This window comes from Streptomyces sp. AP-93 (assembly GCF_022808175.1).
In the GTDB taxonomy this organism is placed as follows: domain Bacteria; phylum Actinomycetota; class Actinomycetes; order Streptomycetales; family Streptomycetaceae; genus Streptomyces.
In genome coordinates, this window is the sequence record NZ_JALGBX010000022.1 from 83,504 (window position 1) to 100,168 (window position 16,665).

17 protein-coding genes, 1 tRNA gene and 1 pseudogene are annotated in these 16,665 nt (G+C 73.1%); 9 read left to right on the forward strand and 10 right to left on the reverse strand.

Annotation, left to right across the window (positions count from 1 at the left end; translation table 11 throughout):
• Positions 1-15 precede the first annotated feature (15 nt).
• Complete coding sequence (rlmB, locus tag MTF69_RS30885; protein WP_243339496.1) at positions 16-987, forward strand: 23S rRNA (guanosine(2251)-2'-O)-methyltransferase RlmB; 972 nt, start codon at positions 16-18, stop codon at positions 985-987.
• A gap of 155 nt (positions 988-1,142) precedes the next feature.
• On the forward strand, positions 1,143-2,702 hold the full coding sequence (locus MTF69_RS30890) for a DoxX family protein (protein WP_243339497.1): 1,560 nt from the start codon (positions 1,143-1,145) through the stop codon (positions 2,700-2,702).
• A 147-nt stretch (positions 2,703-2,849) separates the two neighbouring features.
• Here the strand turns inward: MTF69_RS30890 and MTF69_RS30895 are convergent, their stop codons facing one another.
• The 3 genes from MTF69_RS30895 to MTF69_RS30905 form a co-directional block, all read right to left on the reverse strand.
• A complete protein-coding gene (locus MTF69_RS30895) occupies positions 2,850-3,611 on the reverse strand; it encodes a nucleotidyltransferase family protein (RefSeq protein WP_243339498.1) in 762 nt (253 codons plus the stop codon).
• 61 nt (positions 3,612-3,672) lie between these two features.
• Entirely contained in the window at positions 3,673-4,086 is a 414-nt protein-coding gene (locus tag MTF69_RS30900; RefSeq protein ID WP_243339499.1) for a hypothetical protein, read from the reverse strand.
• A gap of 199 nt (positions 4,087-4,285) precedes the next feature.
• The gene (locus tag MTF69_RS30905) at positions 4,286-5,374 is read right to left on the reverse strand and encodes an ABC transporter ATP-binding protein (RefSeq protein WP_243339504.1); all 1,089 of its coding nucleotides are present in this window, start codon (positions 5,372-5,374) and stop codon (positions 4,286-4,288) included.
• Between the two features lie 166 nt (positions 5,375-5,540).
• Between MTF69_RS30905 and MTF69_RS30910 the strand changes: the two genes are divergently transcribed.
• The gene (locus tag MTF69_RS30910; protein WP_243339506.1) at positions 5,541-6,209 is read left to right on the forward strand and encodes a hypothetical protein; all 669 of its coding nucleotides are present in this window, start codon (positions 5,541-5,543) and stop codon (positions 6,207-6,209) included.
• A gap of 104 nt (positions 6,210-6,313) precedes the next feature.
• A tRNA-Thr gene (locus tag MTF69_RS30915) sits at positions 6,314-6,391 on the forward strand.
• A gap of 84 nt (positions 6,392-6,475) precedes the next feature.
• On the opposite strand, the gene MTF69_RS30920 is transcribed toward MTF69_RS30915, so the two are convergent.
• Complete coding sequence (locus MTF69_RS30920; RefSeq protein ID WP_243339507.1) at positions 6,476-7,858, reverse strand: FAD-binding oxidoreductase; 1,383 nt, start codon at positions 7,856-7,858, stop codon at positions 6,476-6,478.
• 160 nt (positions 7,859-8,018) lie between these two features.
• Between MTF69_RS30920 and MTF69_RS30925 the strand changes: the two genes are divergently transcribed.
• The 3 genes from MTF69_RS30925 (at position 8,019) to MTF69_RS30935 (ending at position 10,339) form a co-directional block, all read left to right on the forward strand.
• Positions 8,019-8,738: a thioredoxin domain-containing protein gene (locus tag MTF69_RS30925; RefSeq protein ID WP_243339508.1), complete on the forward strand. Its 720-nt coding sequence runs from the start codon at positions 8,019-8,021 to the stop codon at positions 8,736-8,738.
• 137 nt (positions 8,739-8,875) lie between these two features.
• Positions 8,876-9,856 (forward strand): aminoglycoside phosphotransferase family protein, encoded by a 981-nt coding sequence (locus tag MTF69_RS30930; protein WP_243339509.1) that lies wholly within the window; start codon positions 8,876-8,878, stop codon positions 9,854-9,856.
• 9 nt (positions 9,857-9,865) lie between these two features.
• Entirely contained in the window at positions 9,866-10,339 is a 474-nt protein-coding gene (locus tag MTF69_RS30935) for a GNAT family N-acetyltransferase (RefSeq protein ID WP_243339510.1), read from the forward strand.
• 17 nt (positions 10,340-10,356) lie between these two features.
• Here MTF69_RS30935 and MTF69_RS43835 read toward each other — a convergent pair whose 3' ends face one another.
• Both MTF69_RS43835 and MTF69_RS43840 read right to left on the reverse strand, forming a co-directional pair.
• Positions 10,357-10,536, reverse strand: coding sequence for a zinc-binding dehydrogenase (locus MTF69_RS43835; RefSeq protein WP_374324422.1), 180 nt, complete (start codon positions 10,534-10,536; stop codon positions 10,357-10,359).
• A gap of 167 nt (positions 10,537-10,703) precedes the next feature.
• Positions 10,704-11,003 (reverse strand): annotated as a pseudogene (locus tag MTF69_RS43840) (alcohol dehydrogenase catalytic domain-containing protein); the annotation flags it as partial.
• A 58-nt stretch (positions 11,004-11,061) separates the two neighbouring features.
• Here MTF69_RS43840 and MTF69_RS30945 point away from each other — a divergent pair.
• Complete coding sequence (locus MTF69_RS30945) at positions 11,062-11,769, forward strand: pentapeptide repeat-containing protein (RefSeq protein WP_243339511.1); 708 nt, start codon at positions 11,062-11,064, stop codon at positions 11,767-11,769.
• A gap of 85 nt (positions 11,770-11,854) precedes the next feature.
• Here the strand turns inward: MTF69_RS30945 and MTF69_RS30950 are convergent, their stop codons facing one another.
• From MTF69_RS30950 to MTF69_RS30965, 4 genes are all read right to left on the reverse strand, one after another.
• Positions 11,855-12,661 carry a hypothetical protein gene (locus MTF69_RS30950; RefSeq protein WP_243339512.1) on the reverse strand — a complete coding sequence of 269 codons (807 nt, stop codon included), beginning with the start codon at positions 12,659-12,661 and terminating at the stop codon, positions 11,855-11,857.
• Between the two features lie 101 nt (positions 12,662-12,762).
• On the reverse strand, positions 12,763-13,266 hold the full coding sequence (locus tag MTF69_RS30955) for a hypothetical protein (protein ID WP_243339590.1): 504 nt from the start codon (positions 13,264-13,266) through the stop codon (positions 12,763-12,765).
• Positions 13,267-13,605: 339 nt separating this feature from the next.
• Complete coding sequence (locus MTF69_RS30960) at positions 13,606-14,364, reverse strand: response regulator transcription factor (RefSeq protein ID WP_243339515.1); 759 nt, start codon at positions 14,362-14,364, stop codon at positions 13,606-13,608.
• On the reverse strand, positions 14,361-15,494 hold the full coding sequence (locus MTF69_RS30965) for a sensor histidine kinase (RefSeq protein WP_243339591.1): 1,134 nt from the start codon (positions 15,492-15,494) through the stop codon (positions 14,361-14,363). The genes MTF69_RS30960 and MTF69_RS30965 overlap by 4 nt, the downstream gene beginning before the upstream one ends.
• A 605-nt stretch (positions 15,495-16,099) precedes the next feature.
• Between MTF69_RS30965 and MTF69_RS30970 the strand changes: the two genes are divergently transcribed.
• On the forward strand, positions 16,100-16,657 hold the full coding sequence (locus tag MTF69_RS30970) for a heme-binding protein (protein ID WP_243339520.1): 558 nt from the start codon (positions 16,100-16,102) through the stop codon (positions 16,655-16,657).
• Positions 16,658-16,665: the final 8 nt, after the last annotated feature.

A 16,665-nucleotide genomic window follows, 5' to 3' on the forward strand; every position in this document is an offset into this window, starting at 1 on the left:
AATCAGGTAGAGGTCATGGCCGGGAACAGCCAGCGCAGGAACCGCCGCACGTCCAACAAGAAGGGCGCGACGGTCGGCAGCGGTGGCCAGCGGCGCAAGGGCCTGGAAGGCAAGGGCCCCACGCCCAAGGCCGAGGACCGCAAGAAGCACAAGGCCAACCGCATCAGCAACGCCATGGCCCGCCAGGCCGCCAAGCGCCGCCCCGCCCCCCGCCGCGGCGGCCCCAAGGGCACCAGCGAGATGGTCGTCGGCCGCAACCCGGTCTTCGAGGCGCTGCGCGACGGCGTGCCGGCCGTCACCCTGTACGTACAGCAGTTCATCGACAACGACGAGCGCGTCCGCGAGGCCCTCCAGCTCGCGGCCGAGCGCGGCAACATCAACCTGATGGAAGCCCCGCGCCCCGAGCTCGACCGGCTGACCAACGGCCTCAACCACCAGGGCCTGGTCCTCCAGGTCCCGCCGTACGAGTACGCGCACCCGGAGGACCTCACCGCCTCCGCGTACGACAACGGCGAGGACCCGCTGATCGTCGCCCTCGACGGCGTCACCGACCCCCGCAACCTCGGCGCGATCGTCCGCTCCGTCTCCGCCTTCGGCGGCCACGGCGTGGTCATCCCCGAGCGCCGCGCCGCCGGCATGACCGCCGGTGCCTGGAAGTCCTCGGCCGGCACCGCCGCCCGTACCCCGGTCTCGCGCGTCACCAACCTGACCCGCGCCATCCAGGAGTACAAGAAGGCCGGCATCACCGTCGTCGGCCTGGCTGCCGAGGGCACCCACGAGGTCCACGAGCTCGAGGCGCTCGGCGGCCCCGTCGTCATCGTCGTCGGCTCCGAGGGCAAGGGCCTCGGCCGGCTCGTCGGCGAGAACTGCGACTACCTCGTGCGCATCCCGATGCCGGGCGGCGCCGAGTCGCTCAACGCCGGCGTCGCCGCGGGCGTCGTCCTCTACGAGGCCTCCCGCCGCCGCGCCACCCGCGGCCGGGTCTGAGCACCATCGCGGCCGCCGCTTGATCCACTTGGCTCACAGGACGTGACACGTGAGCGTGCCACCCCGCCCCTTACGGGCGGGGTGGCTTGATTTGACGGGTCTCGGACACATCCCTGATGTCAAGGCAGTGTCCTAAACACTCATCACTCGGTTAGATGAGTGTGGACACCAGAACGCCAGGGTTCGACGACCAGCCCGCGCTGAGCATGGTCAAGGTGCCGTGCGACCCCGCACAGGTCATCGTCAACCACGCCAGCTTCCGCGTGCGGCTCGCACCGAGCCCCAGCGCGCGTCCCAGGCCCTCGGGCGCCCCCGGGCTCGCCCCGGCACTCGGCGGGGCCCTCGTGGCCGCCGGAGCCGGCGCAGCCCGCCGCCGGCCCGTCGTCTGGAGCGGCAAGTCCGCCCCCGGCGACGCCGCCGCCAGCGCCGCCATGGGCGGCCTGCTCCAGGCGGTGCGCGAGCACGGGCGCGGCCACGAGGCGTACGACGGCGGGGCCACCCAGGTCATCCCGCGCATCGACCTCGCCCACGACCTCGCGGACGACACCCTCGCCACCCCGACCGTCGTCGGCCAGCGCAGCTACGGCTCCTTCCCCGAGGACACCGACACCCGCCTGCAGCCCGTCGTGGGGGGCCTCTCCCACCCCCACGAGGCCTACGACGGCGCCCACTTCGAAGGCACCGGATCCGCGGACTCCCGCCGGGCCCAGGGCGACGCCCGCGCACAGGCCTCGTACTACCCCGGCCGCCGCATGAACCTCGGCGTCGTGCTGCTCCCGCTGCGCGTCTTCCTCGGCTTCATCTCCATCTACGCCGGCATGGGCAAGCTGTGCGACCCCGTCTACTTCGACGGCGGCGAGCGCGGCTCCATGGTCACCTGGCTGCAGACCCTGCAGCCCTGGGCGCTCGCCGAACCGCTGCGCGACTTCGCACTGGCCCACCCGGTCGGCGCCGGTCTCAGCGTGGCCTTCCTCCAGGTCATCGTGGGCGTGCTGACGGTCTTCGGCCTGTGGCAGCGGTTCGCCGCCTGCTTCGGCGCGCTGCTGTCCGCCGCGCTGCTGATGACGGTGAGCTGGAAGACCGTCCCCGCCTACGACGCCCCCGACATCATCTACCTCGCCGCCTGGAGCCCCCTGATCATCGCGGGCGCCCCCGTCTACTCCCTGGACGGCCGCCTCGCGAGCGAGGCCTGGCGCACCCTCGGCCCGCGCTCCGAGGTCTGGCGGCTGCGCCGCCGGGTCCTGCGCCGCGGAGCGATCATGGCCGGCGTCATCTGCGGACTCACCCTGCTCATCGGCTCGCTCCTCGGCGGCGCCGTCCGCTCCACCACCGTGGTCACCGTCCCCGGACCGGGCGAGGCACCGAGCAACTACCTCCCCGGGCGGCCCCTGCCGAGCACCTCCAAGCAGCTGCGGCCCACCCGGCCCGCCCCCTCGAAGCCGGCCGGGAAGCCTTCGGCCGGAGCCGCCTCTCCGGCGGCCAAGACCGGGCGCGGGGCGGCCGGTTCGGCCTCCCCGAAGGCCGGCTCCGGCTCGCCCAGCGCGACCCGCGGCACCACCAGCGGCAGCCAGACCCCCCGCACGACGCCCCGCCAGTCCACCCCGCAGAAGCCCCCGGCCAGCTCCACGGGAACGCGCGGCGGCGGCTCCACCGGAGGAACGGGGAGCTCCGCACCGTCGAAGCCCGACCTGCTGGGCGGACTCCTCGGCGGCTGACAGCCGCCCCACGAAGGCGAAGGGCCCGGTACGCGAGAGCGTGCCGGGCCTTCTTCGTGTGTGGCGTGCGGGGCCCGTACGGGCCAGTGCGAGGGCCGTACGGGCCCGTACGGGGGCCGCGTGGGCCCGTACCGCCGGGCGGAGGCGCTACGGGGCTTTCTGCGCGGCCAACTCCCGTGCCGCCTCGGTCAGGTCCTTCGCCGTGTCGATCGCCCGCCAGTAGGCGCCCTGCGGCAGCGGGAAGCCCGCGAGGCGCCGCTCACGGGCCAGGCGCGGGAAGGTGGTCCGCTCGTGGTCGCCCAAATCCGGGAGCAGATCGGCGAATTCGGGACCGAAGACGTACACGCCGGCATTGACCGGGTACGGGGACTGCGGCGCCTCGATGAAGTCCAGTACGTGCCCGTACTCGTTGATCTCCACCACCCCCCACGGAATGCGCGGCCGGGCGAGCGCGAGGGTGGCCGTGGCACCGCGTTCGGCGTGGAACGCGGCCATCTCGCGCAGCGAGAAGCGGGTCCACACATCGCCGTTGGTCGCGTACCAGGACCGGTCGGGATGCGGGAGGTGCCGGGCGGCGTACTTCAGGCCGCCGCCCCGGCCCAGCGGCTCGTTCTCCACGACGGTGGTCACCCGTAGCGGCAACAGGGCCTCGGCCAGCCACTTCTGGAGCACCTCGGCGAGGTGCCCGCACGAGACCACGGCGTCCGTCACCCCCTCCGAGGCCAGCCACGCGAGCTGGTGCCCGATGATCGGCATCCCCGTTCCGGGGATCTCCACCATCGGCTTGGGGCGGTCGTCCGTATAAGGCCGCAGCCGCGAACCCTGGCCCCCCGCCAGGACAACCGCCTGGGTCGGGGAAGCCGGGAACGCGGCCGCGTGGGGTCGGTCGGAACGCTCGGAATCGGTCATGTCGTCGGCGTCGTTGTCGTCGTCGTGTCCGGTGCGGAAGAAGGGCGCGCGGCGGCGGCCGTCAGCCCATGGAGGCGACGCCGGACGCGTACGCCGTGTCGCACACCGGCCGCGCGTACGACTGGGCCTTCGTGGGCCCGTAGGCGTCCACCGCGGCCCGCCCGAGGGCGCGCGCGATGCCCACGCAGTGCGCGGCGAGGGACGGCCGCCGGTCGACCTCCTGCTGGAGGTGGGTGAGGACGTCACCCGGCTGCTCGCCCTGCTGGATCTCGCTCAACAGCTTGTCGCGCAGCACGTCCTGGGCGGCGCGGGGCTTGGCGGGGACGGAGACGTCCTCGGCGGACGCGGTCAGGATCTGGGAGGGGGTGTTGTCCGCCCAGGGAACCATGGTGACCGCGAGGGTCCCGGACAGGACCAGGACGACGGGCAGGACCAGGGCGAGGGATCGGCCGATACGGCGGGCAGTATGGGTCACGAGGGCGAGAGTAGCGCTCGGTGAAGATATGGCGACATTTAGTCACCCGGTCGGGGGATGGTTCGACGTGACTTTTCGAATTAAGGGTTGACGCTTGGGGCCGAATGGCCCGATCTGCCGGACCTCACGCCGGAACTCGCGCCGAAGGGGCGCCCCTTGACGGGACGCCCCTCCGGTACGTGCGGTTCGCGCGTGCGGGTCAGCCGGAGAGGCGGGCACCCGAGGACGTCGAGAACACGTGGATCTCATCGGCGCGCGGCACCACGTGCAGGGTGGAGCCCTTCTCGGGCACCTGGCGGCCGTTCACGCGCACCACGATGTCCTGCGAGCCCTCGGAGTGCGAGGTCGAACCGTAGACGTACCCGTCGGCGCCCAGCTCCTCGACGACGTTCACGGTGATGGTCAGACCGCCCGTGTCGCCGATGTCGAAGTGCTCCGGACGCACGCCCACGGTGACCGTGCGGTCGCCCGCGTCGGCGGCGGCGGACAGTGCCTCGCGCGACACCGGGACCACGCTCTCGCCGAACTTCACGCCGCCGTCGGCGATCGGGACCTCGACGAGGTTCATGGCCGGCGAGCCGATGAAGCCGGCGACGAACAGGTTCGCCGGGCGGTCGTACATGTTGCGCGGGGTGTCGACCTGCTGCAGCAGACCGTCCTTCAGCACGGCCACGCGGTCGCCCATCGTCATGGCCTCGACCTGGTCGTGGGTGACGTAGACGGTGGTGATGCCCAAGTCGCGCTGGAGGGCCGCGATCTGGGTACGGGTGGACACGCGGAGCTTGGCGTCCAGGTTCGACAGCGGCTCGTCCATGAGGAACACCTGTGGCTTGCGCACGATCGCGCGGCCCATCGCGACGCGCTGGCGCTGACCGCCGGAGAGCGCCTTCGGCTTGCGGTCGAGGTACTGGGTCAGGTCCAGCATCTTCGCCGCGTCCTCCACCTTGCGGCGGATGGTGGCCTTGTCCTCGCCGGCGATCTTGAGCGCGAAGCCCATGTTGTCGGCGACGGACATGTGCGGGTAGAGCGCGTAGTTCTGGAACACCATCGCGATGTCCCGGTCCTTGGGCGGCAGGTGCGTGACGTCGCGGTCACCGATGCGGATGGCACCGCCGTTGACGTCCTCCAGGCCGGCCAGCATGCGCAGCGAGGTGGACTTGCCGCAGCCGGAGGGGCCGACGAGGACGAGGAACTCGCCGTCCGCGATCTCCAGCTCCAGCTGGTCGACGGCGGGCTTGTCGCCGCCGGGGTACAGACGGGTCGCCTTGTCGAATGTGACAGAAGCCATGGTGATGAATCCCTTCTACCGGCAGGAACGTGCCGGACGATCCGAGTGGAAGGTCTAGTCCAGTGACCTGGACTCGGCCCGACGCTACCCGCCCGAGCCGCTCCTGTCAGCACCTGGAGGCGAGTGAGTTCCCCGGCTGTCAGAGGCGGCTGCTTTGATCACGGCCATGACCATCTACGACGTGACCCGCGCGCTGCCCGACATCGAGACGCTGCGCGACCGCTGCCGGGCGATGGCGGCGCTGGAACTGGTGATCAGCGGCGAGGAGGACGACGGCTACTTCGCCTACGACCCGAAGTGGGGCCCGGGCGAGGAAGCGGCACTGATGGACAACGGCTCGGGCGACGACTACGCGATCGTCTTCACGGCCGCCGGGGTCTTCGGACACGGCTTCGACCACGAGTCGGTGATGAGCCCGTGGGCGGACACCGACCAGGAGGACGGCTGGCCGGGCCTGACCGACGGCATACCGGAGGCCTTCCGGCCGTACCTGACGGAGCCGGCGTTCTGCGTGGACGGCGTGCTCAACGCGACCGCCGTCTTCTGGCGCGAGACCGCCGACACGCAGTGGCGTACGGGCACGGTGGACTTCCCGGAGGGCAAGTCCGACCCGGACGGCGCGGACTACCTCTTCGAGCTGCTCGTGGCGGGCACCCCGGAGGCCTACCGCGACTTCGCCGAGGACTACTACGAGACGGACCTCCCCCTGGAGGCGGTCCGCCACGTCTGGTCGCTGCTCCCGCTCACCCAGGAGGTCGTGGACGCCCTCAACCCGGGCCTCCCGCTGGAGGCGGTGGGGCCGCGGCTGGCGCGGGCGGGGTATCCGGGGGTGTGAGGGGGGCCGCCGGCGGCGACCCCGGACACCGGAAAGGTCTTCGCTGAGGGGTCGGGGCGATGTGTAGAGTGAAGGCGATTCCGTGCCTTGCGCAGGGTCGCCACGCCCCCTTAGCTCAGTCCGGCCAGAGCAACGCACTTGTAATGCGTAGGTCGTCGGTTCGAATCCGACAGGGGGCTCCATCCCGGGTTGGAAGCTTGATGACCAAGGGAATTCGTACAGAAGTGGAAGGCCCCGGGCGGTTGCCCGGGGCCTTTTGCGTGTCGTCAGTGGCGGCCCGAGATGCGGTCTGCCAGGCGGGCCAGCGGGGTTGTCGTCGGGGTGTGGGTGGTGGATTCTCGGCGGTCCGCTTCGCGGTACGCGGCGTAGAGGGCCTGGACGCCGAGCCAGCGGAAGGGTTCCGGCTCCCAGCGGCGGACGCGGTGGTTGACCCAGGGGAGGGTGGTGAGGTCTGTCCTGTCGCCCAGGACCAGGTCGCGGAGGGTGCGGGCCGCGAGGTTGGCCGTGGCCACGCCGGAGCCCACGTAGCCTCCGGCCCAGCCGAGGCCCGAGGACGCGTCGAGGGTGACCGTGGCGCACCAGTCGCGGGGGACGCCCAGCACGCCCGACCAGGCGTGGGTGATCTCGACTCCCGTGAGGGCCGGGAAGAAGGATTCGAGGAGGTGGGTGAGGGCCGTGATGGTGGCGGGCTGGGTGCGGCCGTCGTTGTCCGTGCGGGAGCCGTAGCGGTAGGGGACGCCGCGGCCGCCGATGGCGATGCGGTCGTCGGCCGTGCGCTGGGCGTACATGTAGGCGTGGGCCATGTCGCCGAGGGTCGAGGCGTCGGACCAGCCGAGTTGGGACCAGATCTCCGGCGGGAGCGGGGCCGTGGCGATCATCGAGGAGTTCATCGGGAGCCAGGAGCGCTTCTGGCCCTTGAGGGCGGCGGTGAAGCCCTCCGTGCAGCGCAGGACGTACGGGGCGCGGACCGTGCCGTACGGGGTGAGGGCGCGGCGGGGGGCGATCTCCGTGACGGGGGTGGACTCGTGGATGACCACGCCGAGGCGTTCGCACGCGGCCGCCAGGCCCTTGACCAGCTTCAGGGGGTGGATGCGGGCTCCGTGCGGGGTCCAGGAGGAGCCCACGGCGTCCGCGACGTTGATGCGGGCGCGGGTGTCGGTGGCGTCGTAGAGCTCGCGGTCCGTTTCGCCGAAGGAGAGTTCGGCGGTGTGGAAGGCCTTGAGGCGGGAGAGCTGGGCGGGGGTGCGGGCCACCTCGAGGACGCCGCCGCGGTGGATGTCGGCGTCGATGCCTTCCTTGGCGGCGGTGTCGATGACCTCGGTGACGGTCTCGTTCATGGCGTGCTGGAGGCGCTGGGCGGCCGGGCGGCCGTGGAGGGCGGCGTAGCGGTCGCGGCCGGCGATGCCGTTGTAGAGCCAGCCGCCGTTGCGGCCGGAGGCCCCGTAGCCGCAGAACTTCTGCTCCAGGACGGTGACGCGCAGGTCGGGGGCGGCGGTCTTGAGGTAGTAGGCGGTCCACAGGCCGGTGTAGCCGCCGCCGACGATGACGACGTCGGCCGTGGTGTTGCCGGTGAGCGGGGCGCGGGGTGGGTGGGCGGGGGCGGTCTCATCTGTCGCGTACCAGAAGGAAATTCCGCCGTTGATCGTCATGGGGGAGTTGGTACACGGCGTTTTGGGCGGGTGTCCAGGGGCGTGACGTCGGGTTTCGGGGGCTCGGGGGTGGCCGAATGGCTGATGTGGGCGGGGTGGTTCCCTCCTTAGGGTGGGGCGGGGATTTTGTCAGGTTTTTGTGTGAGAGGTACGGGTTCGTATGGCGCGGGTTGTGGTGGCGGGGCGGCTGGTCGCGGCGGTCGCGTCCGTGGTGCTGCTGGGTGGGGCGGTCGTCGGATGCGGCTCCGGAGAGCAGGGGGAGGTGGCCGCCTCCGAGGGTGCGGTGCGGACCAGTCCGATCGCCGGGCAGCTCGCGGGGCTGCCCACGACGGTGGACGGGGCGAAGATCGTCGTGGGGAAGCCGGACGCGCCGCGTACCGCGCAGGTGCTGGTGGACCCCAAGTGCGGTCACTGCGCGCGGTTCGAGGAGGCCGGCGGGGAGTCGCTGCTGAAGCTCGCGGTGGCCGGCCAGGTGAAGATCGAGTACCTGTTGGCCTCCTTCCTGGACCGGGACGGGGCGAGCGGTTCGGCCAAGGCGGTCAATGCGCTGCGCGCGTCGGCTGACGCCGGGAAGTTCGCGGAGTTCCACGCGGCGGTCTTCGCCAGTCAGCCGAGGGGGAAGTTCACCGACGAGCTGCTCCTGAAGATCGCGGACCGGGTGCCGGGGCTGCGCGGGGCGGACTTCGACGCGGCGGTGAAGGACGAGACGTACAAGGGGTGGGTCGCCGAGGCCGAGCAGGGCTTCGAGGCGACGGGTGCGCAGGCGACGCCGATGGTGCTGGTGGAGGGGAAGCCGGTCGGGTCGAGGGACGGGTCGCTGTTCGACGCGGGGGCGTTCACACAGGCGTTGAAGGGTGCCGGGATCGGGGGCTCCTCCTAGGAGGACCTCAATGGATCGCGCCTGGCCAAGCTCAACTCGGCTCACCTGGAGAGCTTGCCGGGGCGGGCGGTGGCGCGGCCGATGCCCCAGCCGGTCTGCCGGAGCCCTACTGGGCTCTGTAGGCCTAGGGTTGGGCCATGGACAGTGCGACGGCGGCGGGTGGCTCGGGCGGCTCGGGCGGCTGGGTTGATGGTCGGTTCGGCGGGGTGCCGAGGCGGTTCGTGCGGGCGCAGGTGCGGGACAACGGGGCGGCCGGGCGGGAGTTCGTCGATGCGCTGCCCGCGCGGGTGGCCGCCTTCCTGGAGCGGTGGGAGCTACGGGTGACCGGGCCCGGGATGTACGGGGTGACGGCCCTGGTGCTGCCGGTGGTGCGGGCCGACGGGACGGCGGCGGCGCTGAAGCTGCCGGCGCTGGACGAGGAGAACGCGGGGGAGGCGCTCGCGCTGCGCGCGTGGGCCGGGGAGGGCTGCGTACGGCTGCTGGCGGACGACGCGCAGACCGGCACGCTGCTGCTGGAGCGCCTCGACGAGAGCAGGCACCTGTCGGCGCTGGCCGTACGGGACTCCGGGCGGGCGGTGGAACTCGTCGGCGGGTTGCTGGCCCGGCTGACGGCGGTCCCGGCGCCGGCCGGGCTGCGGCGGCTCGCAGACGTGGCGGCGGCGATGCTGGAGGCGGTGCCGGGGGCGTTGGCGCAGCTGGGGGACGGCCGGGAGCGGGGGCTGGTCGCGGACTGCGCGGCGGCGCTGGCGGAGGTGGCGGGGGAGCCGGGGGACCGGTTGCTGCACTGGGACCTGCACTACGACAACGTTCTGGCGGGCGGGCGCGAGCCGTGGCTGGCCATCGATCCGAAGCCGCTGGCCGGTGATCCGGGGTTCGAGCTGTTGCCGGCGCTGGTCAACAACTTCCGTGCGCGGGAGGTGCGGTGGCGCTTCGAGTCGCTCGCGGAGGCGGTGGGGACGGACCGGGAACGGGCGCGGGCGTGGACGCTGGGGCGGGTGCTGCAGAACTGCCTGTGGGACGTGGAGGACGGGGACCGGCCGGCGGCGGTGCAGCTGAGGGTCGCGGAGTCGCTGCTGGGGCGGGTGGGGAAGGGGAGGAGCGGGCGCGGTGCCTCGTAGGGTGCAGGCATGATCCGTAGCGCCGTCGTCAGCGACGTACCCGTCATCCACGCCATGATCCGCGAGCTCGCGGAGTACGAGAAGGTGCCGCACGAGGCGCGCGCCACCGAGGCGCAGTTGCGGGAGGCGCTCTTCGGGGAGCGGCCGGCGGCGTTCGCGCACCTCGCGCTGACGCCGGAGGGCGAGGCGGTCGGGTTCTCGCTGTGGTTCCTCAGCTTCTCGACGTGGCGCGGGGTGCACGGCATCTACCTGGAGGACCTGTACGTCCGTCCGGGCGTGCGCGGCGGCGGCCACGGGAAGGCGCTGCTGCGGGAGTTGGCGCGGATCTGCGTGGAGCGCGGGTACGAGCGGCTGGAGTGGTCGGTCCTGAAGTGGAACGAGCCGACGATCGCTTTCTACGAGGCCCTGGGTGCGCGGCCGCAGGACGAGTGGTCGGTGTACCGGCTGACCGACGGGGCGCTGGCGGAGCTCGGGGGCGCGTAGCCGGGGCCGGCCGGCGGTCAGGGTTCCAGGACGACCTTGCCGGTGGTGGCGCGGGTCTCCAGGTCGTGGTGGGCCGCGGCGGCTTCGGCGAGGGGGTAGCGCTGGAGTGCGGGGCGCAGGCGGCCGGTGGCGGCTTCGGCGAGGGCGCGGGTTTCGAGGAGGCGCAGGGGGTCTGCGCCGCCGGTGCGCCGGAGCATGGCGGGGCCGAGGACGTGCTGCGTGGTGATGCCGCGGGCGTCCAGGCCGGCCTGCTCGGTGCCGGACGACGCGGGCCCGGCCTGATCCGAAAGACACGCCCTAAGACGTCCGGGACGGCGTGCAGTCGGGCGGCGTGGGCGACGGCGTACTCGGCGTAGCCGCCGGGGGCGAATCCGAAGTGGACGACGACGGGCTGCCCGAGCCATGCGGGGTCCGTGCCGGGGCCGAGTGCGTCGACGGTGCCGGCGACCTCGCGGCCGGGGACGGTCGGCAGCTCGGGCAGGGGCGCGGGCGGGCCCTGGACGCCGCGGCGCAGGGCGGTGTCGAGGAGGTGGACGCCGGCGGCGGCGACGGCGATGCGGACTTGGCCGGGGGCGGGGACGGGGCGGGGGACGGACTCGTAGGTGAGGTTCTCGGCGGGGCCGAAGGCGTGGAGGCGGATGGCGCGCATGGTGGGTGTGGGCATGGGTGAAGCCTGGGACCTCAAGTGGGCTTGAGGTCAAGGGGTGGGCCAGGATGGGGGGATGGCGATGGCGCGGGACGGGCGGAAGACGCAGAAGCGGCAGCAGCCGCAGACGGTGAAGGCGGCGCGGCGGGCGGAGGTGCGGTTGCCGGAGCTGAGCGGTTGGGAGGACGCGGGGCCGGGGCTGGAGCCGGACGGGGACTACGACGGGCTGGAGCTCGTCGAGGTGGACCTCACGGGCGGGGACGGGCGCGGGGCCCGGTTCATGGACTGTGCGCTACGGCGCTGCGTGCTGGACGAGACCGGGCTGGCCAAGGCACGGATCCTGGACTCGGTGCTGGACGGTGTCCGCGGGGTGGGGCCGGACCTGTCGGAGGCTTCGCTGCGCGACGTGGAACTGCTGGACGCCCGGCTGGGCGGGGTGCAGTTGCACGGGGCGGTGCTGGAGCGGGTGCTCGTGCGCGGCGGCAAGATCGACTACCTGAACCTGCGGACGGCGCGACTCAAGGACGTGGTCTTCGAGGGGTGCGTGCTGGTGGAGCCGGACTTCGGGGGCGCGGTGCTCGAACGGGTGGAGTTCCGGGACTGCGAGCTGCGGGCCGTGGACTTCACGGGGGCGCGGATGGCGGACGTGGACCTGCGGGGCGCGAGCGCGCTGGAGATCGCGCGGGGCGTGGATGCGCTGGCCGGGGCGGTGATCAGTGCGGGGCAGCTGTTCGAGCTGGCTCCGGCGATGGCTGCGCAGCTGGGTGTGCGGGTGGTTCCGTAGTGGGTGGTTCCGTAGCGGGCGCCCTCCGGGCGTGCTCGCCGTGCGCTCCGGGGCGGAGGCGAGCACGACCGGCGTGCCGGGCGCGTCAGGAGTAGCGGTGGTTCGGCCAGTGCGGGTCGTACCAGCGGTCGCCGTCGGTGAGGCCGAGCAGCCGCACGGCGTGGAGGAGCTGTTCGGGGGCGCCGTGGGCGCGCAGGCGTTCGGGCGCCCGGCTCACGAGCCAGGCGGTCAGTTCCGTCCGTACGGCTTCCGCTTCGTCCGGCCAGAAGGACCACGTCGTCCAGGGGAGCGAGTCCCCCAGGAGATCCCGTTCCCATGCGTCGACCGTGTGGGCGAGGTGCTGGTCGGCGATCGGGTGGTGGAGGGCCTCCCAGTCCGCGAGCCAGGGGCCTATGGTGCCGGAGGCTTCGGTGCACAGCTGGAGCAGTTCGTGCACGGGGAGGGCGGGGTCCGGGGTGAGGAGGGAGCGGGCCCACCAGGCGTGCAGGAACTCGTCCACGGCCGCGCTCTGCGGCGCGGGCCACTGCTGCCACCACTCGGCGCGGTGGAACGAGTAGCCGACACGGTCGATGTCCCACGCGTAGTCGCCGAGGCCGCCGGTCAGGAAGCGGGCGAACTGCGGCAGGATGCGGCGCAGTACGGCGCCGTGGTCGCGCCAGTCGGGGACGCTCCAGGTGCGGTGCAGGAGGTCGGGGTCGAGTTCCGTGCCGGGGAGCTTCAGCAGGGCGAGCTCCTCGGGGCTGCCCCAGTGGCAATCGCAATTGCTCTCGTCGGCCCGGGCGGTCATCCCGTGGAAGGTGACGGCCAGCTGGGCCAGTGCCCGGTCCAGTCGTACGCGGGCTGCGGCTGCGGCTGCGGCTGCCGGGTCCTGGTCGTGCTCGTCGTTGGTCATGGTCGGCGGTGCCTCACGGGGACTCCAGGCCGTCCGGACCCGAAGAGTGAGACCTTACCGGCCGGTCGTGCCCGGGCGGCCGATGGGTCAGGCCCGACGGGTCAGGCCGGGACGCGGGGGAAGCGGGACTGCAGGGTCCAGATGACGGGGTTGTCGCCCAGGCCGTCGTGCATGTCGACGAGGTCCGCGATCACGTCGTGGAGGAAGTCCCGCGCTTCGCGGCGCAGCAGGCGGTGGCTGAAGGTGAGGGGGGCTTCCTCCGACGGCATCCAGTCGGCCTCGACGTCGACCCATCCGAAGCGGCGCTCGAAGAGCATGCGGTCCGAGGACTCGGTGAAGTCGATCTCGGCATACTGCCGGTTGGCGGCGCGGCTGCCGCGCGGGTCCTGGTCGAGCTGCTCGACGATGTCGCACAGCGCCCAGGCGAAGTCCAGTACGGGCACCCATCCCCAGGCTGTGGACACTTCCCGGTCCGCGTTGGTGTCGGCGAGGTAGACGTCCCCGCAGAACAGGTCGTGGCGCAGCGAGTGGACGTCCGCCGAGCGGTAGTCGGTCTGCGGGGGGTCGGGGAAGCGCCGGGAGAGGGAGTAGCCGATGTCGAGCACGTACCCGATGGTGTCACGTGCGGGGCGGGGGGCGTCCCGCACCTCCTGGCGGGGGTCCCGCACGGCGCCCCCCCCGTGGGCGGTGTGGGCCCGGGGATCGGAGTTCCCGATGCCCCCGGGGGTGTCGGGTTCGCCGGATCGAGCTCGGCGCGTCCGGCAGGCGACCGCCGCTGCCGGGGACGGGCATCCGGGCGGGGACGGGCTGCGGCTGCTGGGCCGCCGCGGCATCGCGTACCTGGGGGGTACGGCCACGGTGGAGAGCGCCCCGGGTGGGGGAGGGACGGTGGTGCTGGGTGCTGGGTGCTGGGTGCCCGATGCCGGGTGCCGATGGCTCCGTGGTCAGGGGAGGAGGCGTTGTTCCTTGGCCACCGAGACCGCGCCCGCGCGGGTGTCGACGCCGAGCTTGTCGTAGATGCGGCCCAGGTGGGTCTTGACCGTGGCCTCGCTGATGAACAGGGCGCGGGCGATGTCGCGGTTGCCGAGGCCGCGGGCGAGCTGGCCGAGGATGTCGAGCTCACGGTCGGTCAGGGTGGGCCGGGTGCCCCGCATGTGGGCCATCACGCGGCTGGCCACGGGGGCGGAGAGCGTGGTGCGGCCCTGGGCGGCGGAGTGGATCGCGGCGAAGAGCTCCTCCGGGCGTTCCGCCTTCAGGAGGTAGCCGGTCGCGCCCGCGCCGATGGCCCGGGTGATGTCCGCGTCGGTGTCGTAGGTGGTCAGGACCAGGACGTGCGGGGGGTTCGGGGCGGCGGTGATGCGGCGGGTGGCCTCCACGCCGTCGATGCCCTCGCCGAGCTGGAGGTCCATCAGGACCACGTCGGGGCGGAGTTTGGCCGCGAGGGCGACCGCCTCCTCGCCGCTGCCCGCCTCGCCGAGCACCTCGATGTCCGGCTCGCTGCCGAGCAGGGCCAGCAGGCCGGCGCGGACCACGACGTGGTCGTCGCAGAGGAGGATCGTGGTCGCCTTCTTGGTGTCCGCGGCAGGGGCAGGCGCAGGGGCAGGGGCAGGGGCAGGGGTGGCGGCAGGGGCCGGGGCCGAAGGGGCCGGAGGGGTGTCCTTCGGGTCCGGGGTCGTGGCGGCCGGGTTCTCGTTCGTGGTCATGGGGTGGGCTCCAGGGGGATCGACGCCGACAGGACCGTGCCCTCGCCCGCGGTGGATTCGATGGTCAGGGTGCCGCCGAGCTGGCGGACGCGGGCGCGCATCGCGGGGAGGCCGTGGCCGCGTTCCCCGGCGGCGCCGCGGGTGGTCTGGGTGAAGCCGTGGCCGTCGTCGGCGATGTCCAGGACGACCTGGTCGCCCAGGAAGCTCAGGGTGAGGGCCGCGGTACGGGCCCCCGAGTGCTCCCGTACGTTCGCCAGCGCGCCCTGCGCGATGCGCAGCAGCGCCTGCTCCGCGCGGTCGGGGAGGCGGACCGGCGCGCCCTCCAGGTGGAAGCGGACCTCGATGTCGGGGCCCGCGTCCAGCGCGCGCAGGGCGTCGGGGAGGCCGGCGCCGTCGGCGAGTTCGGGCGGCGCGAGGTCGTGCACCAGGCGGCGGGCCTCGGCGAGGCCGCGGGCGGTGATGTCGGTGGCGGTACGGACGTGCGCGCGGGCGGTGCCCGGGTCGGTGTCCCAGGTGCGGTCGGCGGCTTGGAGGAGCATCTGCTGGCTGGACAGGTGCTGGGCCAGGGTGTCGTGGATCTCCATCGACAGGCGCTGGCGTTCGGCGAGGGTGCCGGCGCGGCGTTCGGTGGCGGCCAGTTCCCGGCGGGTGCGGATCAGGTCGTCGATCAGGGTGCGCTGGGCGGCCGCCTGGCGCTCCATGTGGACGAACACGGCGGTGGCGAGCGCGGCGACGGCGGGCGGGGCGAGCAGGAGGTTGGGGTCGAAGGGCTCGGAGCCGGAGGCCTGGGCGAGACGGAGCTGGGCCGCTACGACGAACACGGTGAGCAGGGCCACGAGGACGATGGCCGCGCGGGGCGGGAGGGTGCGCAGGGCCGTGTAGAAGAGCGGTACGGCGCACCAGGCGAAGCTCGGCGCGAGGACGACGAGGACCACCCAGACGGCGACGACCAGGCCGAGCCAGAGGAGGCGGCGCACGGTGGGGGCGGCGCCGAGGGCGGGGCCGAGTACGTAGAGCAGGGCCAGGGTGATGCTGAGGGCGATGATCCACGGGGTGCGGGGTTCGTCGGGGTGGCGGAGGAGGAAGCGGGCCACGGAGGCGCCGAGGAGGAGGAAGAAGGCGGTGTGCATGACCGTGGCCAGGGCGCGGGTGTCTTTGGGGGGTGGGGTGGTCGCCGGGCGGCTCGGCGGGGCCACTGGGGGTGGCGGGGTTGCCGGGCTCGGCGGGCTGGGCGGGCTCGGTGGGGGCGCGCTGGTCACGGGGGTGCTCCTGGGGGTGGTGCGTTTGTCCATGGTGCCGGTTTGGTGGGTGGTGCGGGTGGGTGGTGCGGGTGGGTGGCGCTGCGCGGGGCTGTCCCCTACCCGCCCTTCCACCGTTCCCAGGGCTCCGCCCTGACCTGTCCCGGCCCCGGGCTGCGCCCGGAACCCCTGGGGCTCCGCCCCAGACCCCGGTCCTCAAACGCCGGACGGCTGGGTTTGGCCCCGGTGGGGTGGGAAGGGCCCCGGCTGCGGGGAAAGCCCCGGTGGCTGGGCTCCGGGCGGCGGGGAAGCCGCCCGTGGGGTCAGGTAAACGCCCAGTGGGGGCGGGGCGCATCAGCCGATCGGTTGACCCTTGGGTCAACCGGTGGGGGGCGGGTTCGGAGCCGGTACGGGGACGGGGTGGTGGGGGTGGCGGGGAGAGGGTTGGAGCAACGGCAGGACAGCCCGCCGTGCCGACGTTCACAGGAGCAGCAGACATGAAGACCCGCACCCGCGTTCTCACCGGTACCGCCGTCGCCGTCGTCCTCGGCGCCGGAGCCCTCGGCGCGGTCAGCGCCAACGCCGCCCCGGCCTCCGCTCCGGCCGCCGCCCCCGTCGCCGTCGCGAAGAAGGACGGCGACAAGAAGAACTTCACCACCTCCACGCACCTCACCATCGACGCCGCCACCCGCGCCGCCCAGGCCGCGCTGGACGCCGCCGAGCAGGAGAACCAGAAGGTGACCGTCGCGGTCGTCGACCGCAACGGCAACACCATCGTCACGCTGCGCGGCGACGGCGCCGGCCCGCAGTCCTACGAGTCCGCGCAGCGCAAGGCCTACACCGCCGTGTCCTGGAACGCCCCGACCTCGGTGCTCGCCGGCCGCCTCGCGCAGGCCCCGAACCTGAAGGACATCCCCGGCACCCTCTTCCTCGGCGGTGGCACCCCCGTCCAGGCCGAGGGCGCCCCGGTCGCGGGCATCGGCGTGGCCGGCGCCCCGAGCGGTGACCTGGACGAGAAGTTCGCCAAGGCCGGCGTGGACGCCCTCGCCAAGTAGTCAAAGTG

What these genes read in the sequence shown, in the direction of transcription:
- MTF69_RS30935 (WP_243339510.1), top strand. Translation starts at nt 9,866, where the DNA reads ATGATCCGTAGCGCCGTCGTCAGCGACGTACCCGTCATCCACGCCATG.
- MTF69_RS30920 (WP_243339507.1), bottom strand. Translation starts at nt 7,858, where the DNA reads ATGACGATCAACGGCGGAATTTCCTTCTGGTACGCGACAGATGAGACC.
- MTF69_RS30890 (WP_243339497.1), top strand. Translation starts at nt 1,143, where the DNA reads ATGAGTGTGGACACCAGAACGCCAGGGTTCGACGACCAGCCCGCGCTG.
- MTF69_RS30950 (WP_243339512.1), bottom strand. Translation starts at nt 12,661, where the DNA reads ATGACCAACGACGAGCACGACCAGGACCCGGCAGCCGCAGCCGCAGCC.
- rlmB (WP_243339496.1), top strand. Translation starts at nt 16, where the DNA reads ATGGCCGGGAACAGCCAGCGCAGGAACCGCCGCACGTCCAACAAGAAG.
- MTF69_RS30945 (WP_243339511.1), top strand. Translation starts at nt 11,062, where the DNA reads ATGGCGATGGCGCGGGACGGGCGGAAGACGCAGAAGCGGCAGCAGCCG.
- MTF69_RS30960 (WP_243339515.1), bottom strand. Translation starts at nt 14,364, where the DNA reads ATGACCACGAACGAGAACCCGGCCGCCACGACCCCGGACCCGAAGGAC.
- MTF69_RS30895 (WP_243339498.1), bottom strand. Translation starts at nt 3,611, where the DNA reads ATGACCGATTCCGAGCGTTCCGACCGACCCCACGCGGCCGCGTTCCCG.
- MTF69_RS30925 (WP_243339508.1), top strand. Translation starts at nt 8,019, where the DNA reads ATGGCGCGGGTTGTGGTGGCGGGGCGGCTGGTCGCGGCGGTCGCGTCC.
- MTF69_RS30905 (WP_243339504.1), bottom strand. Translation starts at nt 5,374, where the DNA reads ATGGCTTCTGTCACATTCGACAAGGCGACCCGTCTGTACCCCGGCGGC.
- MTF69_RS30910 (WP_243339506.1), top strand. Translation starts at nt 5,541, where the DNA reads ATGACCATCTACGACGTGACCCGCGCGCTGCCCGACATCGAGACGCTG.
- MTF69_RS30965 (WP_243339591.1), bottom strand. Translation starts at nt 15,494, where the DNA reads ATGCACACCGCCTTCTTCCTCCTCCTCGGCGCCTCCGTGGCCCGCTTC.
- MTF69_RS30970 (WP_243339520.1), top strand. Translation starts at nt 16,100, where the DNA reads ATGAAGACCCGCACCCGCGTTCTCACCGGTACCGCCGTCGCCGTCGTC.
- MTF69_RS43835 (WP_374324422.1), bottom strand. Translation starts at nt 10,536, where the DNA reads ATGCTCCGGCGCACCGGCGGCGCAGACCCCCTGCGCCTCCTCGAAACC.
- MTF69_RS30930 (WP_243339509.1), top strand. Translation starts at nt 8,876, where the DNA reads ATGGACAGTGCGACGGCGGCGGGTGGCTCGGGCGGCTCGGGCGGCTGG.